Origin of the sequence: Bradyrhizobium sp. TM233, from assembly GCF_036247965.1 — a bacterium.
GTDB lineage: Bacteria > Pseudomonadota > Alphaproteobacteria > Rhizobiales > Xanthobacteraceae > Bradyrhizobium > Bradyrhizobium ottawaense.
The window spans coordinates 213,549-228,427 of the sequence record NZ_BTIG01000001.1 but is presented as its reverse complement, the minus strand read 5'-3'; the positions used below and the strand labels follow the sequence as shown (position 1 = coordinate 228,427).

Sequence of the window (14,879 nt, the reverse complement as noted above, 5' to 3'; positions counted from 1 at the left end):
CCCTCGGTCCCCCTCAGACCCGATACCACGCCGCCAGATTCCACGTGATGGTGTCCCAGCCCGACATGTCGACCATGAGGTTGTTGACGCCGGCGTTGACGACGGGGCGCGAGAGCAGCGGCAGGAACACGTGGGCCTCGCAGAAGATTTCGTCGACCTTCATCAGCAGCGCGGCGCGCTTGACCGGGTCGAGCTCGTTCTGCGCGGCCTTGTAGGCCTTGTCGGCTTCGGGATCGGACCAGCGCGAGTTGTTGCGGCCGAGCCATTTGTTGTCCTTGGTTGCGATCTCCCAGGACACGCACTGGTTCAGCAGACGCTCCGGATCGGGCTGCGGCTGCGTCGTGTTGTACATCTCCATGTCGGCATAGAATTTCGAGTAGGTGTCGGGATTGCCGACGTCGGAGGAGAAGAACACCGAGGCGGTGACCGCCTTGATCTCGATCTCGATGCCGGCCTTCTGGCAGGCCTGCTTGATGATGGCCTGCGTCTTCTGGCGCGGGGCGTTGGTCGAGGTCTGGAACACGTATTTGAGCTTCTTGCCGTCCTTCTCGCGGATGCCGTCCGCGCCCCTGGTCCAGCCGGCCTCGTCGAGGATCTTGCTCGCCTTGTCGACGTCGAATTCGTATTTGAGCTTGGGCGACTTGAACTGCTTCGGCGCGTTGACGAAGCTCGCGGTGGCGATGCCACCGCGGCCGTAGATGAACTTCTGGATCGAATCGCGGTCGATCAGCAGGTTGATCGCCCGGCGCACGGCGGGATCGGACAGCGTCGGATGCTTGGTCTTGACGCTGGAACGCTCGCCGTCGACCTCGGTCCAGGGATCCGTGGTGTTGAGGATGATGAACTCGACATTGCCGGACGGCGTGATGTCGAGCTTGCCTTTGCCGCCCGCCTCCATGCGCTTGAGGACCTCCTCCTCCACCTGCATGTTCCAGGCAAAGTCGTATTCGCCGGTCTGCAGCACGGCGCGCGCCGCGGACACCGCATCGCCGCCGCCCTTGACCTCGAGCGTGTCGAAATGCGGCTGGTTCTTGACGTGGTAATCGGGGTTGCGTTCGGCCCGGATCATGTCGCCCGGCTTGAACTCGACGAACCTGTACGGCCCGGTGCCGACCGGCTTCAGATTGCCCGGGGCTTCGCGCGACTTGGCGCCGATATAGTCGCCGAAATGATGTTTGGGCAGGATCTGGCCGACTTGGCCGCCAACGAACGGGTCGGCCCAGAACGGCGTTGGCGCCTTGAAGATCACCTTGACCGTATGGTCGTCGATCTTCTCGACCTTGAGGTCCTTGTAGGAGCCGGAGGTGAAGGCTGCGGTTGCGAGGTCCGCGGCGTACTGCCAGGTGAAGACGACGTCGTCGGCGGTGAAGGGCTTGCCGTCGTGCCAGTTCACGCCACGCTTCAGCTTCCAGACCACGCTCAAGCCGTCTGCGGCAAGCCCGCCGTTCTGCTTGGTCGGCACCTCGGCGGCGAGACAGGGGATCAGATTGCCCTCCTTGTCCCAGCCGGCGAGCGGCTCGAAGAAGATGCGCGAGGCGATCTGGTCCTTGGTGCCGAGCGCGAAATGCGGATTGAGCAGGGTCGGAGCCTGCCACAGCAGGATCTTCAGCGGGCCGCCGCCGCCGGCTTTGGTCGGCTTGTAGGGCAACGTCGCATCCGCCATCGCCACGTCGTGCCAGACCAGGATCTGGCTGGCGATGGGCGCTGCGATTCCGACCGCGGCCACCTTCTGGATGAACGAGCGTCGCGACAGCGTGCCTTGCTTCACCTCCGCGACCAGACCCCGGATTTCGCTCTCGTTCATCAGATGACCCTCCACCGCGAAGACAAATCGTCGCCGGCGGCCATCATGTTGCATCGTGCACGGGGCGGCAATGCCGGCGTGGCCGCAAGGCCATGCGACGAAATGACGACGGGGAGAGCTCTTGCGGGCCACGAGACGGACCGCCGCCCGAGAGCACCTGGGCGGCGAGCCGGTTCAGCCGATGCTGGCGACGCCGATCGCCAGCACCGACAAAAGCAGCGCGTTGCTCAGCAGCTGCAGCGCCGCCTTCGGCTGCGCCAGCCAGCGCGAGACCTTCTCGGAGAAGGACAGCGTCGGATCGGCGAACAGCGGCTCGAAATTGTGCCTGAAGAAATGCGGGAACTTCGGCCCCAGCCATGGCGTCACGAGGCCATGGAAGGTCGTCACCGTCGCAATGAAGATGGCGGCGCCGAACGGCTCGCCGGCGAATTCAGGCGCATTGATCAGCTTGATCAGCAGCGCGACGCCGGAATAGATCGGCAGGCCCTGCAGCACGGCATAGAGCGCAAAGCATTCGAGCCGGTTTTGGCCGGCGAGCTTGGGAGCGGCGAGGGTGGTCATGGCGAAACTCCGGGCTGATTGTGCCGGCAATCTCGCTCTCTGGGCACTGCCGTGCCGTGATGCGCCTCACGCTTGCACAGGCGCGTTCGTTCCCCACATCAGATCGAACGGAGAAGCGTTGTCCGCGCCGGGCGGCAAATATGGTTTTCCATTTCATTGATTTCATTCGACGGAGAAGCGAATACGGTTCCCATCATTCGTGCCGTGCCATGGAGACCAAGATGTCGTTTCGCCTCCCCCTGATCCTCGCGACCGCGCTCGCCGCCTGGTCGGCAGCTGCCACCGCCGAGACCATCAAGATCGGCGTGACACCGGGCCCGCATGCGCAGATACTGGAGGCGGTGAAGCCGATCGCCGCCAAGCAGGCCCTCGACATCCAGCTGCTCGAATTCTCCGATTATGTCGTGCCGAACGCCGCGCTCGATGCCGGCGAGATCCAGGCCAATTCGTTCCAGAACCAGCCTTATCTGGACAACCAGAAGGCCGACCGCGGCTACAAGATCGAGGCCGTCGGCCTGACCGTGAATTTCCCGATCGGCGTCTACTCGAAGAAGCACAAGGCCTTCGCCGACATCCCCGAGGGCGGCAAGGTCTCGATCCCGAACGATCCGACCAATGGCGGCCGCGTGCTGCTGCTGCTGCGCGACAAGGGCGTGATCAAGCTGAAGGACGGCACCGGCTTCAAGCCGACCGTGCTCGACATCACCGAGAACCCGAAGAAGCTGAAATTCATCGAGGTCGATGCGGCGCAGGCGCCGCGCGCGCTCGACGATGTCGATGCCGCCGCGATCAACACCAATTATGCAACCCAGGCGGGCCTCGATCCGGTCAAGGATCCGATCCTGCGCGAGGACCCGAAGGGCCCCTACGTCAACCTGATTGCGGTACGCGCCGCCGACAAGGACAAGCCCTGGGTCAAGATCCTCGTCGACAGCTACCACAGCCCGGAGGTCAAGGAGTTCGTCCTGACCAAGTTCAAGGGCGCGGTGCTGCCGAGCTGGTAGGCAATCTGCCCAGCTCCAGCGCAAAGGGCGATCCGGCGGGCAGCCTTGCCTATAAGCCTTGCGTATGAGCCTTGCGCAATGCCCGCTTGTCTGGAGCCGCAGTACCCGACATCATCGGCAGCCTGGTCATCCCAGTCCGACAGGGGTCGCATGAAACGCTTTGCAAATCTGAAACGCCTGGGGTTCTTCACGCGGCTGCTCGACGAGGCCCCGCCCGCCGAGCGCTATCGCTTCGCGGCCGAGCAGATCGTGCGCGCCGAGAAAGCGGGCCTCGATTCCGCGTGGATCGCCCAGCATCATTTCCACGAGCGCGAAGGCGGCCTGCCGTCGCCCTTCACCTTTCTCGGTTACGTCGCAGCCCAGACCTCGCGCATCCGCCTCGGCACCGGCATCGTCACGCTGCCGCTGGAGAATGCGGTGCGGGTGGCGGAGGACGCCGCGGTGCTCGATCTCATCTGCAACGGCCGCTTCGAGCTCGGCGTCGGCACCGGCGGCAATCCGTCGGCCTTTGCCGCCTTCGGCCTCGACAGCGCCCAGCGCAACGAGATCTTTGCGCGCAATCTGGAGGTCGTCCGCACGGCCCTGGTCGGCAAGCCGCTCGACGGTGGCGACACGATCTATCCGCAGCGGCCGCAGCTGGACAAGCGGATCTGGCAGGCCACGTTCTCCGTCGCCGGCGGCGCGCGCGCCGGCAAGGCCGGCGATGGCCTGTTGCTGTCACGCACCCAGCCGCGCACCGAGGAGGCGCCGAAGGCGACGCTGGCCGAGATCCAGAACCCGGTGATCGACGCCTATCTGGAAGCGCTGCCGAAGGGAGCCGAGCCGCGCATCATGGCCTCGCGCAGCGTCTTCGTCGCCGACGATCATCGCGAGGCGTTGCGGCTTGCCGATATCGGCCTGCGCCGCGCGCTGCCGCAATTCATGAAGGGCGGTCATCTTCCCCCCGGCGAGACGCTGGAGGAGATGATCGCGGCATTCGACACCCATGTCGGCGATGCTGACCACGTCATCGCCTCGCTGCGCACCGACGCCACGCTGGAGCGGGTGACCGACCTCGTCTTCCAGGTGCATTCGGTCGATGCCCCGCATCCCCACGTCCTGCGCTCGATCGATCTCGTCGCAGAGAAGGTCGCACCCGCGCTGGGCTGGACCCGGACGGCGCCCGACGTGGCGCTGGCGGGCTGATCGGACATGAAGAGCATCGCGTTGCACGAGGCTGAATGATGGCAACACAGGATATCATCGACACACTCGCCGGGATCGAGTCCGGCTCGGCGCTGGACGCCATCCGCGCCCGCCGCCTGCAGGCGCGCGAGAATGCGCAGAAGAGTTATCTCTCGCTATTCGAGCCGATTGATGCCGGCGATTTCTCGCTGACCGAACGCGGGGCGGTTGCGGCCTTCGTGACCGGGCTCCATGGCGAGTCCCCCGTCGCCGCCTTCTATCGCGAGAAGCTCGCCGCAGACGCGGACGGTGCGCGCCTGCTGGAGGCGATCGGCGCCGAGATCGCGCGGGGCAGAACCTCGGGTCCCTATGGCTCATATCCTGCCGGTCCGCTGTCGGTCGAGAACACGGCCGGCCTGATCTATCGCGCAAGTGCGGCGAGCAAGTCCTCCCTTGGCACGCGGCTCGCAGCCGCGCTCGAACATGCGCATCTGCTGGTGTTCCGGCCGCGCGATGCCGCGTCCGCCGACATGAAGGCGCTGCTTGACGCCGGCTGGTCCAACACCGGGATCGTCACCTTCTCCCAGCTCGTCGCGTTCCTGTCGTTCCAGGTGCGCGTCGTCAGCGGCTTGCGCACGCTTGCCGCGGCGAACGCATAAGAGGAGGCTGCATCATGAGCGCCACCGTCAATCCACCCGTCGTCTTCACCCTGGACGAGCTCGGTTGGGTCTCCTGGATCGATCCGCTGCCCGAGGCCGAGCTGACCGAGCGGCATTACTCGGGCCTGGTCGATCGCTCGCGCGCCAAGTCGGAATACTTTCGTCTCTTGGTGCGCGATCCCGAAGTGCTGGAGGCCCGTACCAAGACCGACAAGGACATCTTCTATAATGTTGCCGACGGCCTGCCGCGTGCCGAGCGCGAGCTCGCAGCGGCTGCGACCTCGCGCTACAACGGCTGCATCTATTGCGCCTCCGTGCATGCGCGCTTTGCCAGCACCTATTCCAAGCGCCGCGACGACGTGCAGCGTCTGCTCGACGAGGGCATCAAGGCCGATCTCGGTGAGCGCTGGAATGCCGTGGTCAAGGCCTCGGTGGCGCTGGCCGCGACGCCGATCGCGTTCGGGCCCGATAATATCGCGGAGCTGCGCCGTGCCGGCCTCGACGATGCCGAGATCGTCGACGTCATCAACGGCGCCTCGTTCTTCAACTGGGCGAACCGGCTGATGCTGTCGCTCGGCGAGCCCTCGAAATAGGCAATCTCGGCGGCATGGGAATTGCTGCTTGTTTCAACATTGAGTGGATGGAGCCGTGCATGAGCAACATCGATCGTCGTAGCCTGGTGAAGGGCTCTCTTGCCGCCATGATGGCGGGAGCGGCCGTCTCGCGCGGCGCCTTCGCGCAATCGTCCGAACCGATCCTGCTCGGCGTCAGCGGTCCCCTGACGGGGCCGAACGCGCAATATGGCACGCAGTGGAAGCAGGGCTTTGACCTCGCGCTCGACGAGATCATGGCGGCCGGCGGCATCAACGGGCGCAAGCTCGCCTATCAGTTCGAAGACAGCCAGAGCGATCCGCGCCAGTCGGTGGCGATCGCCCAGAAATTCGTTTCCGATCCCCGCATCGTCATGGAGCTCGGCGATTTCTCCAGCCCGGCCTCGATGGCGGCCTCGCCGATCTATCAGCGCGGCGGCCTCGTGCAGTTCGGCTTCACCAACTCGCACCCCGACTTCACCAAGGGTGGCGATTTCATGTGGAGCACGTCGGTCAGCCAGGCCGACGAGCAGCCCCTGCTGGCTGCCTATGCCGTCAAGCGTCTCGGCCTCAAGAAGCTCGCGGTGCTGCACCTCAACACCGATTGGGGCCGCACCAGCCGCGACTATTTCGTCAAAGCGGCGAAGGAATACGGCGCCGAGGTCGCGGTGACCGAGGGCTACATCGCGGAGGAGCGCGACTTCCGCTCCACGCTGGTGCGCGTGCGCGACGCCAGTCCGGACGGGCTGATCCTGATCTCCTATTATTCCGACGGCGCGCTGATCGCACGTCAGGCGCGGCAGGTCGGCCTGAAGCAGGTGATCTGCGCCGCAAGCTCGGTCTACTCTCCGAAATTCCTGGAGCTCGGCGGCGAGGCGGTCGAGGATGTCCATCTCGGCACGCGCTATTTCCCCGAGGATCCCAGGCCCGAGGTGAAGAAGTTCATCGCCGGCTTCAAGGCGAAATACGGCGGGCAGGAGCCGGACGCCTTCAACGCCTATTCCTATGACGCCATGAACATGGCGGCCGCCGTGGTCAAGATCGGCGGCACCGACCGCCGTGCGGTCCGCGATGCCTTCGCGAAAGTGAAGGGCGTCTCCAGCGTCATCTTCGGTTCGGCGACGTTCGACGTCGAGAGCCGCCGCGTCAAGGGCGCCATGAACGCCGAGCTCGTCGTGCGCAAGGGCCAGTTCGCGCTCTGGGACGGCAAACCGACCTGACCTATTGGCTGGAGTGATCGCTCCGACCCGTTCTCCCTTCAGTAGGAATGCTGCGTGTCTTCCTGGCTCGACTACACGATCAACGGGCTGATCGTCGGCAATGTCTACGCCCTCGTTGCGGTCGGGCTCGCGCTGATCTTCGGCGTCAGCCGGCTGATCAACTTTGCGCAAGGGTCGATCTACCTGGTCGGTGCCTATATCGGCTGGGTCGCGGTGGTGCAGCTGCATACGCCGCTGCCGCTCACCATCATCGTGGTCGCGGTGGCTGCTGCGATCGTCGGGTTGATCATCGAACGGTTCGGCCTGCGGCCGCTGCAGAACTCGGTGCGTATCGCCCCACTGCTCGCCACGATCGGCATCAGCTTCGTGCTCGATCAGCTGGTCATGCTGACCTTCTCGCCCAATCCGCGCGCGCTGCCGAGCCAGTTGCCGGATGTCCGCTTCCAGGTCGGTGGCGGCACCATCGGCCCGCTCGATCTCTTGATCGCCGGCGTCGGCCTCACCAGCGCGATTCTGCTGTTCGTGTTCCTGCGCTACTCCAAGCTCGGCTGGGCGGTGCGCGCCACCGCGCAGGATCGCGATGCCGCCATGCAGATGGGCGTCGACGTCAACCGCGTCAATCAGGCGGTGTTTGGCATTGCCGCCGCGCTCGGCGGCGTCTCCGGCATGCTGGTCGGCATGTACTACAACCAGATCGACACCGCGATGAGCCTGCAGGCGACGCTCAAGGGCGTCGTCGCCGAAGTGGTCGGGGGCGCCGGAAATGTGCCCGGCGCGGTGATCGGCAGCCTGCTGCTGGGCCTTGTCGAAAGCTACGGCGTCGCGGTGTTCGGTACCAGCTACCGCAATCTGTTCGCATTCCTGCTGCTGGTTGTCGTGCTCGTGTTGCGGCCGAACGGCCTGTTCGCGAGCGCGCGGCAGGCGCCGCCCGAGCCGCTCACCGGCACCTTCATCGCGCCGAGCCGCCCGGTGCGCATTCCGCGCTGGGCCTTGGCCGTTGCGGCCGCGATCTTCGCGGTCCTGCCGCTCTTCCCGGTGTCATTCTACGTGCTGCAGACCCTGATCAACGCCTGGCTGCTCGGCATGCTCGCGCTCAGCCTGACGCTCGTGGCGGGCACGATCGGTCAGGTCTCGCTCGGCCATGCCGCGCTGCTCGCGATCGGCGCCTACACCTCCGCGCTGTTGTCGCTGACCTTCTCCGTGCCGGTGGGCCTCTCGATCATCGGCGGCGGCCTGATGTGCGCCGCGCTCGGCACGGCGCTGATCTCGCCGTCGTTCCGGCTGCGCGGGCATTATGTGTCGATCGCGACGCTCGCCATCGGCGAGATCGTGTCGCTGGTGATCCTGAACTGGGAAAGCGTCACACGGGGCCCGATCGGCATTTCCGGCATCCCGCCGCTGTCGCTGTTCGGCTACGATCTGATCAGCCCGACGTCGATCTACTGGTTCAGCTTCGCGGTGATGGTCGTGCTGGCGCTGCTGCAGGGGCGACTGCTGACCTCGCATCTCGGACGCAGCTTTCGCGCCATTCGTGACGACGACATCGCTGCGCGTGCCTATGGTCTCAGCCTGAACCGCTACAAATCGCTGGCCTTCATCTTCGGCGGGTTCGCTGCCGGAATCAGCGGCGGCATCGCGGCGCACCTCTATTCCTACATCAACCACGAGACCTTCAACACGCAGCAATCGATCCTGGCGCTGACCGTGGTCATTCTGGGCGGCCTCGGCAATGTCGTCGGCGCAATTCTCGGATCGGTCGCGCTGGTCGGGCTGCCCGAGGTCTTCCGGATCGCGGCGGAGTATCGCATCCTGATCTACGGCATCGTGCTGCTGCTCCTCGTGCGGTTCAGGCCGCAAGGCCTGTTGGGGACGATCTGATGGCAGAGCAGCACACGAACATGCTGTCCCTGCGCGGGCTGACGCGGCGCTTCGGCGGCCTCACTGCGGTCGATGCCATCGATCTCGATCTCGCCAAAGGCGAGCTGATCAGCATCATCGGCCCCAACGGCGCCGGCAAGACCACGCTGTTCAATCTCGTGACCGGGCTGGATCGACCCGACGCCGGCACGGTCCGCTTCGAAGGACACGACATCACAGGCCTGTCGCCGGAGCGGCTCGCAGGTCAGGGCATCGCGCGCACCTTCCAGCTCGGCCGCGTCTTCGGCAATCTCAGCGTCATGGACAACGTCCTGATCGGCGCGCACACGCGGCTGCGTGCGGTGAAGCCGGCGGTGCCGGTGATCGGTCCGCTGCTGGAATTGGGGTTGGCGCTGCTGCGGCCCGCGAGCGTCAGGGCTGAAGAAGAGCGGCTGCGCGAGGAGGTGAAGGCCATCCTCGCCCGCTTCGGCGAGCGGCTGCTGCCGCGGATCGACCAGCCCGCCTATAGCCTGTCCTACGCCAACCGCCGCCGCGTCGAGATCGCGCGCGCGCTCGCGCTCAAGCCGCGCCTGCTGCTGCTCGACGAGCCGACCGCCGGCATGAACCCGACGGAAACAACGGAGATGCAGGGCCTCGTCGCCGAGCTCAAGGCGGAAGGGCTGACCATCCTCCTGATCGAGCACAAGCTGGAGATGGTGATGCGTCTCTCCGACCGCGTCATCGTCATGGACGAGGGCAAGAAGATCGCGGAAGGGCCGGGCGAAGCCGTGCGTGGCGATCCCAAGGTGATCGAAGCCTATCTCGGCCATGGGCTATCAGGGGCGTCGGAGCAGGAGAGCGCAGCATGACGGCGAGCACACCCGAACCGCTGCTGGCGCTATCCAACGTCAACACCTTCTACGGTCAGGCCCAGGTGCATTTCGACCTGTCGATCACAGTCGCGCGCGGCCACATCGTCTGCCTGCTCGGCGGCAATGCCAGCGGCAAGTCGACGACGATGAAGATCATTCTAGGACTGGTGAAGCCGCGCTCGGGCGATGTCACGTTCGACGGTGCCTCGCTGCTTGGCCTCTCGACGCCGCAGATCGTCCGCCGCGGCATCGCCTCGGTGCCGGAGGCGCGGCGGCTGTTCGCGGACATGAGCGTGCGCGAGAACATCCTGATGGGCGCCTTCGTGCGCAACGACCGTGAGGCGATCGCGCAGGATCTCGACAGGATGCTCGGGCTGTTTCCGAAACTCGGCCAGCGGCTGTCGCAGCGCGCGGGCTCGCTCTCCGGCGGCGAGCAGCAGATGGTGGCGATGGCGCGCGCGCTGATGAGCCGTCCCAGGATGATCGTGATGGACGAGCCGACCATGGGCCTGTCGCCGCTCTATGTCGACCGCGTACTGGAGCTGATCCGGACCATCAACCAGGAGGGCGTCTCGGTATTCATGGTGGAGCAGAACGCCAGCCTCGCGCTGGAGATCGCGCATGAAGCCTATGTGCTGCAGACCGGCAAGATCGTGCTGTCAGGCCCGGCGCGGGCGCTGAAGGACGACCCGCGCATCCGCGACGCCTATCTCGGCGGCTCCGAGGCTGCGTAGCGCTTCAAGCTGAAGCCGCGCTCGCGACCTGCTCCGCCGGCAGATCATCGCCATTGGGATCGCCGGGGGCCGTGGCCCAGGCCAGCTCCACCAGCGTCACGATCCGGCGTCCGCCGCCGTCGAGCTGGACGACGATCAGGCCCTGCTCCTCCATGTAGCCGAGCAGCCGCTGCGCCCGGCGCAGCGAATGCGAGCCATAGGCGCGCGCGATCGCGGCGTCGCCGGGGCATGGCCAGCCTTCCTTCGCCGCGCGCGCGATCATCATGAACACGCCCTGCATGTCGTCGGGCAAAATGGATGCGCGCAGCGATACGTCCTGCCAGGCGTCGTCCTCGGCATGCTCGGCGCCGAGCCCCGCGCGTGCGCGCGTCAGCATGCGGCGGAATTCGGTGAGGTCAGGGACGGCCGAGCCCAGTCCCTCGATCCGGCAGCGGACCACGAACTCCTGATAGAGCACGCCGACGGCGCGGAAGCCGGCGTCGGGCGCGGCGAGCACGGCACGCAGGGTGCGATCGACGCGCTCGCGCCGCTCGGCGAGCTCCTCGGCGCTGACCGGCACCTCGTCCACTTCCGGCTGGATCACCGGCGCGGCGGCCTTCGCGGCGCGGAGCTGCTCGAGCAGATCCGGCGCCGGCCGTCGTTGCGGCCGGCTGGCGTCGGGCGGCGGCGCGGCCAGGATCATGGCGCGCATATCTTCCGTGGCCGCCTCCGGCAGCGGCATCAGCCGCGGCGTGGAATTGCGCGGCTGGGTGTCGGTCGGCCCGATGTGCAGGCGCAGGGGGCGGCGCGACAGCGCAGGTCCCAGTGCCATGAACTGCCCACGCTCGAGATCGCGGAAGGACTCGGCCTGCCGCCGTTCCATGCCGAGCAGATCGGCGGCGCGCGCCATGTCGATGTCGAGGAAGGTGCGGCCCATCAGGAAATTGGAGGCTTCCGCCGCGACGTTCTTGGCGAGCTTCGCCAGGCGCTGGGTCGCGATGATGCCGGCGAGCCCGCGCTTGCGGCCGCGGCACATCAGATTGGTCATGGCGCCGAGCGAGAGTTTTCGCGCCTCGTCCGAGACTTCACCGGCCACCGCCGGCGCAAACAGCTGCGCCTCGTCGACGACCACCAACATTGGATACCAATGGTCGCGGTCGACCTCGAACATCCCGCCGAGAAACGCCGCCGCGCGACGCATCTGGTTTTCGGCGTCGAGCCCTTCGAGATTGAGCACGGTGGAGACGCGATGCAGCCGCGCGCGCTCGCCGGCGACCTGAAGGCCGCGCTCGGTATGATCCTCGGCCTCGATCACGAGATGGCCGAAACGCTCGGCCAGCGTGACGAAATCGCCTTCGGGGTCGATGATGGCCTGCTGCACCCAGGGCGCGCTCTGTTCCAGCAGCCGCCGCAGCAGATGCGATTTGCCGGAGCCCGAATTGCCCTGCACGAGGAGGCGGGTCGCCAAGAGTTCCTCGAGGTCCATGGCGGCCGGGGCACCTGCCGTGGTCTGCCCCATCTCGATCGCAACCGTCATGCCCGACTCAAGTCCCCGTCATTCGCGGACAGGGGCTTATCAATCCCGCCGCGGCGCGTCGAGCGGCACGGCGTTGATCAGGCCGCGTTGCCCACGGCGGCGTTCAAGTGTGATTCGATAGCCGTAGAAGTGCGGGCCGATAGGGGGCTTGCGGATCGTCGTCCTCGTTTGCGGGGATCGCGCAGGAGCCGAATTCCTGCCGGATCCGCTCCATCTCGGCGATGCGCTCGTGTAATCGCTGCAGATGCTCCGGCGATGTCGCACGCCAGAATTGGAACGTGTCGGCCGTCAGCGGCACGAACGCCGTGCCAAACAGCGTCGGCTCGGGAACGACGGTGCGTCCGAGCAGCAGGAAACGGTCGGCGCCGGAGACGACGAGAGTGGCATAGCCGCGGTTTCCGATCCGCTTGATCCCATTCAGCGACCATTCGGCGAGCTTGCCGAAATAAGGCTCTTCGCGCCAGCGATCGGGGCAGTGGTCGTCGACCGTGACGTTCACGGCATCCTGGCTGAAATGAACGATGATGCCCGACTTCGCCGGGAACCAGTCGTCGTCGAGATGCCCCTGCAGCCAGGCGCAGACGAAGGAACGGCACATTTGCGGGCGGCGGTCGTAGATGGTGCAGCCGGTGCCCGTCTGCCAGTGCTTGCAGAGCTGGTTCACCGGCTTGTCGACGGCGGCCACCTCGAGAATGTCGCAGCAGGCGTTGCACGATCCGCATTGCCGGGTCAGCGGCGCTGCCTTCGGCTGGCCGGCTGCCTTGAAGCCCTGGCCGTCGCGAACCAGCAGCTTCTGCTTCTCCAGCACGTTCAACGCGCGCTCGACCTTGAGGCGGGATAATCCGGTCGCGTCGATGACACCCTTCATGGTCGTCGCACCGGCCTCCACCGCGCGAACGACCTGCAACGTCGACTGATCCATCTTCGATGACTTGTTCTTTCGCCCGTCAATCCGGCTATCGCGGGCAGATTTGGAACCTGCTGCCCGCAGCCGGCATCTGGAGTATCTGCCGAGGCATCCCGGCGGCCTCTGTTACGTAAGGCCAGACCTCGCATGGATGCAAATTTTTCGCAAATCGGCGACCACGGGGATGGGCGGATTCGGACCGATTCCGGGCTTTGAGGACCGGATTCGATGATGAAGATCAAACCGACCTGGCCAGGAGCCTGCTAGCTCAGGCGCATGACCTTCCTGACCTTCTTCACGGCGACCTATTTCCTGCTGGCCGTGCCCGGACCGACCAACACCTTGCTCGCGACATCGGGGGCGGGGATCGGCATCGCACGCTCGCTTCATCTGCTTTTGGCGGAGCTGTGCGGCTATCTGCTGGCAATTGCCGTGCTGAGGCTGGCGCTCGGCCCTCTCGTCAGCGACATCCCGCTCGCGGCCGTCGTGCTCCGCGTCGCGGTCACCGCATACATCCTGTGCCTTGCCGTCATGCTCTGGCGAGTCAACACGCGCGAGCTGCGCGACGGTGCCCCGGTGACGTTCGGCCAGGTGATGCTCACAACCCTGTTGAACCCGAAAGCGCTCGTCTTCGCCTTCCTGCTCCTGCCGCTCGAGGCCGGGCCGCTCGAACTGTTGCCCTGGTTCGGCGCGATCGCGCTTCAGATCGTCACGGCTGGCGCCGCGTGGATCACTCTGGGCGCAACGCTCGGCCGCGGCGCCCGCCGCCTCGGGCATCCCGACCTCATCACGCGCACCGGCGCGGTCACGCTTGTCGCGGTGACCGGCCTGATCTGGCTTCAATCATTCCTGAGCGCGTGAGCGCCGACGTCACCGCAAGCGGCGCGCTTATTGCGCGCCGGATCCGCCTTGCACGATCTTCTCGTTCAATTTCAGATCGACGGTCTCGACGGTGCGGTCGATCTCGGCATTGGGCACGCCGAGCTGATGCGAGATCAGCTTCACCAGGAGGTCGACGCGCTCGATGAAGGGCGCGCCGCTCGCGACCGCACGCGCCGCCGATGACGGCTTGAGCAGGCTCTCGGCGGCCTTGGCGTATTTCGCGAACGGCACCTGGTCCTGCGGATCGGCGCCGAGCTTGCGGGCGATGGCGTCGACGTGGTCGTAGATCGTCTGCGAGCGTTTGAGGTCGCCGTGCACGGCGTCGCGGATCGACTGCGGATCGTGCGGCGTGATGCAGCGGTAATTGCCGGTGAGCAGCATCGACCATTTCGCCAGCGGCACGAACAGGGAATCGAAGACTTTCAGCTTCACCGGCACGTCGTGGCCGTCGAGCGTCACCGCGTCGATGTCGGCCTCGAGCTCGCGCAGCACCTTGTTGTGCTTGTCGTCGGCGAACACCGACGCCTTGAAGTTGGTGGGCAGGCCGACGTGAAGCACGTTCGCGGCCTCTTCCGGCGGACGGAAGGCCTGCGGGTCGGGCGAGCAGAGCGTCACCAGCCCCGGCTCGAACCGCTCCCAGACCTGCGCATTGGTGTAGGCCTCTTCCAGATCCATGTCGGCGAGCGCCGGGATCCGCTTCAGATAGGGCAGCGGCGGCATGTTCATGATCGACAGGCACGGCAGCTTCGCCGCGGCGATCTTGACCATGAGAACGCGCACGGTGTGGTTGGTGTATTGCGGCTCCTGCATCGCAAGGCCGACCATGTCGTAGCGGGAGAGGTCGACATTGGCCGGGGTCACAGCGTCGAGTTTGCCGGGCAGGTCGCGCGAGAAGATCGCCCGATGCACCGCCTCGTCACGCAGCTTGATGCGGACCTCGGTACCTTCGCGGTTGATCAGCTCCGCGGTTTTGGCGCGGCAGACCAGGGTCACATTGTGCCCCGCCATCAGCAGCTTCGTGCCCAGCAAGGAGCCGTAAGAAGCCCCGAGAATCAATATGTTGCGCGCCATATTCCGTCCCTTTGACAATGTGTGTGATTTTTGAGCCC

14 protein-coding genes are annotated in these 14,879 nt (G+C 65.9%); 9 read left to right on the top strand and 5 right to left on the bottom strand.

The window, feature by feature from the left end; genetic code table 11:
• Positions 1-13: 13 nt before the first annotated feature.
• Positions 14-1,804 (bottom strand): peptide ABC transporter substrate-binding protein, encoded by a 1,791-nt coding sequence (locus AABA86_RS01075; protein ID WP_338305455.1) that lies wholly within the window; start codon positions 1,802-1,804, stop codon positions 14-16.
• A 174-nt stretch (positions 1,805-1,978) separates the two neighbouring features.
• Positions 1,979-2,365, bottom strand: coding sequence for a hypothetical protein (locus tag AABA86_RS01070; RefSeq protein ID WP_338305453.1), 387 nt, complete (start codon positions 2,363-2,365; stop codon positions 1,979-1,981).
• A 209-nt stretch (positions 2,366-2,574) separates the two neighbouring features.
• On the opposite strand from AABA86_RS01070, the gene AABA86_RS01065 reads away from it, so the two are divergent.
• The 8 genes from AABA86_RS01065 (at position 2,575) to AABA86_RS01030 (ending at position 10,465) form a co-directional block, all read left to right on the top strand.
• The gene (locus AABA86_RS01065; protein ID WP_338305452.1) at positions 2,575-3,369 is read left to right on the top strand and encodes a MetQ/NlpA family ABC transporter substrate-binding protein; all 795 of its coding nucleotides are present in this window, start codon (positions 2,575-2,577) and stop codon (positions 3,367-3,369) included.
• A 150-nt stretch (positions 3,370-3,519) separates the two neighbouring features.
• Positions 3,520-4,554, top strand: a complete 1,035-nt coding sequence (locus AABA86_RS01060; RefSeq protein WP_338305451.1) for a putative FMN-dependent luciferase-like monooxygenase — start codon at positions 3,520-3,522, stop codon at positions 4,552-4,554.
• Between the two features lie 38 nt (positions 4,555-4,592).
• On the top strand, positions 4,593-5,192 hold the full coding sequence (locus AABA86_RS01055) for a CMD domain protein (protein WP_445083447.1): 600 nt from the start codon (positions 4,593-4,595) through the stop codon (positions 5,190-5,192).
• 14 nt (positions 5,193-5,206) lie between these two features.
• Complete coding sequence (locus tag AABA86_RS01050; RefSeq protein ID WP_338305449.1) at positions 5,207-5,785, top strand: alkylhydroperoxidase domain protein; 579 nt, start codon at positions 5,207-5,209, stop codon at positions 5,783-5,785.
• Between the two features lie 59 nt (positions 5,786-5,844).
• A complete protein-coding gene (locus AABA86_RS01045) occupies positions 5,845-7,002 on the top strand; it encodes an ABC transporter substrate-binding protein (protein ID WP_212248877.1) in 1,158 nt (385 codons plus the stop codon).
• Positions 7,003-7,056: 54 nt separating this feature from the next.
• Positions 7,057-8,880, top strand: coding sequence for an ABC transporter permease (locus AABA86_RS01040; RefSeq protein WP_212248878.1), 1,824 nt, complete (start codon positions 7,057-7,059; stop codon positions 8,878-8,880).
• Positions 8,880-9,728 (top strand): ABC transporter ATP-binding protein, encoded by an 849-nt coding sequence (locus tag AABA86_RS01035; RefSeq protein WP_212248879.1) that lies wholly within the window; start codon positions 8,880-8,882, stop codon positions 9,726-9,728. Before AABA86_RS01040 ends, AABA86_RS01035 begins: the two co-directional genes overlap by 1 nt.
• On the top strand, positions 9,725-10,465 hold the full coding sequence (locus AABA86_RS01030) for an ABC transporter ATP-binding protein (protein WP_212248880.1): 741 nt from the start codon (positions 9,725-9,727) through the stop codon (positions 10,463-10,465). The genes AABA86_RS01035 and AABA86_RS01030 overlap by 4 nt, the downstream gene beginning before the upstream one ends.
• A 4-nt stretch (positions 10,466-10,469) precedes the next feature.
• Here the strand turns inward: AABA86_RS01030 and AABA86_RS01025 are convergent, their stop codons facing one another.
• Together AABA86_RS01025 and AABA86_RS01020 are read right to left on the bottom strand one after the other, a co-directional pair.
• Positions 10,470-11,981, bottom strand: a complete 1,512-nt coding sequence (locus tag AABA86_RS01025) for an ATP-binding protein (protein WP_338305448.1) — start codon at positions 11,979-11,981, stop codon at positions 10,470-10,472.
• Positions 11,982-12,084: 103 nt separating this feature from the next.
• Entirely contained in the window at positions 12,085-12,903 is an 819-nt protein-coding gene (locus AABA86_RS01020; protein WP_338305447.1) for a YkgJ family cysteine cluster protein, read from the bottom strand.
• Between the two features lie 261 nt (positions 12,904-13,164).
• Between AABA86_RS01020 and AABA86_RS01015 the strand changes: the two genes are divergently transcribed.
• Positions 13,165-13,749, top strand: a complete 585-nt coding sequence (locus AABA86_RS01015; RefSeq protein ID WP_338305445.1) for a LysE family translocator — start codon at positions 13,165-13,167, stop codon at positions 13,747-13,749.
• A gap of 27 nt (positions 13,750-13,776) precedes the next feature.
• On the opposite strand, the gene AABA86_RS01010 is transcribed toward AABA86_RS01015, so the two are convergent.
• A complete protein-coding gene (locus AABA86_RS01010; RefSeq protein ID WP_212248884.1) occupies positions 13,777-14,841 on the bottom strand; it encodes a ketopantoate reductase family protein in 1,065 nt (354 codons plus the stop codon).
• Positions 14,842-14,879 lie beyond the last annotated feature (38 nt).